Origin of the sequence: Pseudomonas tehranensis (genome assembly GCF_014268615.1) — a bacterium.
GTDB lineage: Bacteria > Pseudomonadota > Gammaproteobacteria > Pseudomonadales > Pseudomonadaceae > Aquipseudomonas > Aquipseudomonas tehranensis.
This window is the reverse complement of the sequence record NZ_JABWQV010000360.1, coordinates 1-3,831: the sequence shown is the minus strand read 5'-3', so window position 1 is coordinate 3,831 and position 3,831 is coordinate 1. Positions and strand designations below refer to the sequence as shown.

The window sequence follows — 3,831 nt, the reverse complement described above, 5'->3', positions numbered from 1 at the left end:
CAGCGGGAGCAAGCTCCCTCGCCACGAGGTGTCGGGCGTTTTCTTTGCGTGGTTATTTATCCGGAACGTTTCCCCCCGCTGCACCTCGAATTCATACATCCATCAGCAATTGCGAGGTGCGTCATGACGCCGGAAACCGAAGGTACGGAAGAAAAAGGCCCGTCGGGCGTTCCTTTCGTCAATGATCCGGGCAATGAAGATCCAGGCTCGCTGATGGACGACGCCCAGGTGCCCTTGATCGAGGGTGAAGAGGTTGAAGACGCTGAGATCGAGGACGAGTCCTACGATTGAAGTCGCTCAAGCTGACCGCCCGTGTTCTCAAAACTGAATGACGTGTTGTCCCGTCATCAGGAGGTTGCCATGACTGCCGATTCGCCTGTCCCTGACGACGATGAAACCCCGGAATACCCGCTGCCCTCGCCAACCGACTCCCTGAGCCGGGATCAGCGGCCGCCTGACGACGAAGCCGGGGTAGAGCAGGTGCCGAGTGAGGATGAGGATATTGAGGCGAGCCCGGACGATCCGGACATTGCCGGTAAAGACGCCTCCGGCGAGCCGAGCTGATTGCCGGTTCCGCCCGTCGATTCATCGGCACCATTGGCAAGGCACGATTGCCACACATCAGGTAGGTAACCTTAAAAAGGGAGACTCACCATGATGAAATCAAATGTGACCGCGCTGACCCTGGCCGGGATTCTGTCGATCAGTTCCGTGGCAGTTTTTGCACAGTCTACAGACGGCAATCCCCCCGTAGATAAGGGCGGGATGCCACCTTCCACCGAGATGGAGGCCGGCTCCAATACGGGTGATAACGCCAATGCCTTGCCGCCTGGCTCGGTGCAAGGCGGTAATGGCGACGATGCCACCGGCAGCAGTACCAGCCCGGGTACCGGCAGCGGTTCAATGAGCGGTGGCAGTTCCATGGGCGGCGATGCCTCCAGCAGTGGAACCGGATCCGGAACCCTCGACGGCGGTGGGAGCTCCGGTGACGGCGGCTCGAGTGGTTCCAGTGGTTCGAGCCAATAACGCATCGCCCATCAATGTAACCTGATCCTTGTGATGGCGAGGGAGCAAGCTCCCTCGCTGTACCCGTCGCTCACCCAGATTTACCGTTGCCTCTGCCAAGCCTCTCTCGTTATCCTGCTGAATCCTTTAAGGCGAACACATTGCCCTGGCCAAACCTGAGCCATCTCTGGAACCTTGTGATAACGGATCAGATGCCATGAAAGCACCGCTGCAAGAGTTTGGCCCGATCAAGGCTGTGATATTCGACATGGATGGGCTGTTGCTGGACACCGAGGGCATTTACACCGAGGTGACGTCCATCATCGCCGAGCGTTACGGGCGCACGTTTGACTGGAGCGTCAAGCAGAACATCATCGGACGCGGGGCCGGGGATCTGGCCCGTTATGTCGTTCAGGCGCTGGAATTGCCGATCACCCCGGAAGAATTCCTGGTGATCCGCGAGCCCTTGATGCGCGAACGCTTTCCTCACGCCCTGGCGATGCCTGGCGCTGAAGAACTGGTGCGGCATTTGAAAGCCCATGATGTTCCGATTGCGGTGGGCACCAGTTCGTCGAGCCAGTCGTTTGCGCTCAAAACCACGCTGCACCGGGACTGGTTCGCGCTGTTCGATTTCATCGTCACCGCCGATGACCCGGAGGTCGGCGCGGCGAAACCGGCACCGGATATCTTCCTCACCGCAGCCCGTCGCTTGGGCGTTGCCCCTCGCGATTGCCTGGTGTTCGAAGACTCACCGTTCGGCGTGACCGCGGCGAAAGCGGCGGGGATGACCGCCATTGCCATTCCGGACTCGGCCATGGCCGACGAAAAATACGCGCATGCCGACGCGATCATCCGCTCCCTGAAGATCTTCCAGCCGAGCCTGTGCGGTTTGCCAGAGCTGGAGTGGGCCTGACGACGCACGTAACACAACAGAACGCCGGTCATGGTTTTACCCATGACCGGCGTTTTTTTATGGCCTGGATCAGGCGCCGAACCCCCCATCGATGGTCAGGCTGGCTCCGGTGATGTAAGCCGCTTGCGGGCCTGCCAGATAGGCGACGAAACTGGCGATTTCTTCGACGGTGCCGTAGCGGCCGACCGCCATCAACGCCATCAGGCTGGCAGCGAAATCGCCGTCGGCCGGGTTCATGTCGGTGTCCACCGGCCCGGGCTGCACGTTGTTGACGGTGATGCCGCGTGGGCCGAGGTCGCGAGCCAGGCCTTTGGTCAGGCCCACCAGCGCGGACTTGCTCATGGCATAGGCGGCGCCGCCGGTGAAGGGCATGCGGTCGGCGTTGGTGCTGCCGATATTGATGATTCGTCCACCTTCACCCATGTGCCGAGCCGCTGCCTGGGTGGCGATGAATACGCTGCGTACGTTGATGGCCAGGGTCTGGTCAAAATCCTCGAGCTTGAATTCGTCCAGCGGCGCCATCGCCAGTACACCAGCGTTGTTGACCAGGATGTCCAGTCGGCCAAAGGTTTCGACGGTGGCATTGACGGCGTTGCGGATCGCTTCTGCGTCGGCACTGTCGGCCTTGATCGCCAGGGCCTTGCCGCCGGCTGCGATAATACTGTTCTGCAGTTCTTCGGACTTGGCCGCGGAGCTGACGTAGGTGAAGGCTACCGCGGCGCCTTCGGCTGCCAGGCGCTTGACGATGGCGGCGCCGATACCGCGGGAACCGCCCTGGATCAAGGCGACTTTACCGCTCAGTGTTTGAGTGCTCATGATGTTCTCCAAACGTGCCGGGGCGGAATGCCCGCGGTTGATGGCGCGAGTATCGAGATTTGGTGTTGGGTTGAGTAGAGGCTTACAGATACAGTCTGTGTAAACCAAAAGTTTAGAGTGGCCCTTATGGAAACCTTCAGCAGTATCGAATGCTTTGTGCGCAGCGCCGAAGTCGGCAGTTTTGCCGAGGCTGCACGTCGCTTGAGCGTGACCCCTGCGGCAGTAGGTAAAAGCGTGGCCAAGCTCGAAGCGCGGTTGGGGGTACGCCTGTTCCAGCGCAGTACCCGCAGCCTGACGCTGACCGAAGCCGGTCAGCTATTCCTCACAGAAGTCGGCACCAGCTTCAATACGATCCAGAACGCGGTCGCCAACCTGGCCAGTGCCGGCGGGCAACCGGCTGGCACCTTGAAAGTGAGCATGGGCACGGCGTTCGGTCGACTGTATGTGGTGCCGTTGCTGGGGGCGTTCTTGCAGCGCTATCCGGCGATCAATCCGGACTGGCATTTCGATAACCGCCAGGTGGACCTGATCGGCCAAGGTTTCGATGCGGCCATTGGCGGCGGTTTCGAACTGCCCCAGGGGGTGGTGGCGCGCAAACTGGCCGTGGCTCATCGCGTATTGGTTGCCTCGAAGGGCTATGTACAAAGCCATGCGCCGGTGATTGAACCGGAAGATCTGGCGCACCATCAGGGCATCCTGATCCGTTCACCCCAGACCGGACGTATCCGTTCCTGGCAACTGACCAGCCGCACACGACAGCACAGCCCGCTCATGCTCAAGGCCCGCATGACCATGAGTGACTCTGAAGCCGACTGCGCCGCCGCCATCCAAGGGCTGGGCATCGGCCTGGTGAGCATGCCGGTGGCGGTTCCTTATCTGCAATCGGGGGCGTTGCAGCGGGTGCTGCCGGATTGGTACGTCGACGATGGCAACATTTCCATTTACTACGCCGAGCACAAACTGCTGCCGGGCAAGACCCGGGCGTTTGTGGACTTCATCATCGAACAGTTTGCCGAGCAGGGGTTGGGGGAGCGGTTCAGTGCGGTTTGAGTTTGGCTTTGGACCGAGGTGCGGCCTTCGCGAGCAAGCCCGCTCCC

General features: G+C 60.7%; 6 protein-coding genes. 5 read left to right on the top strand and 1 reads right to left on the bottom strand.

The window, feature by feature from the left end:
• The 4 genes from HU811_RS27540 to HU811_RS25775 all read left to right on the top strand — a co-directional run.
• Positions 1-291: hypothetical protein (locus HU811_RS27540; RefSeq protein WP_225248494.1), on the top strand; the 291-nt coding region annotated here is incomplete at its 5' end.
• Positions 292-360: 69 nt separating this feature from the next.
• Positions 361-564, top strand: coding sequence for a hypothetical protein (locus tag HU811_RS25785; protein ID WP_092399919.1), 204 nt, complete (start codon positions 361-363; stop codon positions 562-564).
• Positions 565-654: 90 nt separating this feature from the next.
• The gene (locus HU811_RS25780) at positions 655-1,026 is read left to right on the top strand and encodes a hypothetical protein (RefSeq protein WP_092458825.1); all 372 of its coding nucleotides are present in this window, start codon (positions 655-657) and stop codon (positions 1,024-1,026) included.
• 196 nt (positions 1,027-1,222) lie between these two features.
• Positions 1,223-1,918 carry an HAD-IA family hydrolase gene (locus HU811_RS25775; RefSeq protein ID WP_092399915.1) on the top strand — a complete coding sequence of 232 codons (696 nt, stop codon included), beginning with the start codon at positions 1,223-1,225 and terminating at the stop codon, positions 1,916-1,918.
• 69 nt (positions 1,919-1,987) lie between these two features.
• Here the strand turns inward: HU811_RS25775 and HU811_RS25770 are convergent, their stop codons facing one another.
• Entirely contained in the window at positions 1,988-2,734 is a 747-nt protein-coding gene (locus HU811_RS25770) for a 3-oxoacyl-ACP reductase family protein (RefSeq protein WP_186658876.1), read from the bottom strand.
• 126 nt (positions 2,735-2,860) lie between these two features.
• On the opposite strand from HU811_RS25770, the gene HU811_RS25765 reads away from it, so the two are divergent.
• On the top strand, positions 2,861-3,784 hold the full coding sequence (locus HU811_RS25765) for a LysR family transcriptional regulator (RefSeq protein WP_186658873.1): 924 nt from the start codon (positions 2,861-2,863) through the stop codon (positions 3,782-3,784).
• The last annotated feature ends 47 nt before the right edge of the window (positions 3,785-3,831 follow it).

Excerpts from the sequence above, each read along its gene's own strand:
- HU811_RS25775 (WP_092399915.1), top strand. The coding sequence starts at position 1,223 with ATGAAAGCACCGCTGCAAGAGTTTGGCCCGATCAAGGCTGTGATATTC.
- HU811_RS25785 (WP_092399919.1), top strand. The coding sequence starts at position 361 with ATGACTGCCGATTCGCCTGTCCCTGACGACGATGAAACCCCGGAATAC.
- HU811_RS25770 (WP_186658876.1), bottom strand. The coding sequence starts at position 2,734 with ATGAGCACTCAAACACTGAGCGGTAAAGTCGCCTTGATCCAGGGCGGT.
- HU811_RS25765 (WP_186658873.1), top strand. The coding sequence starts at position 2,861 with ATGGAAACCTTCAGCAGTATCGAATGCTTTGTGCGCAGCGCCGAAGTC.
- HU811_RS25780 (WP_092458825.1), top strand. The coding sequence starts at position 655 with ATGATGAAATCAAATGTGACCGCGCTGACCCTGGCCGGGATTCTGTCG.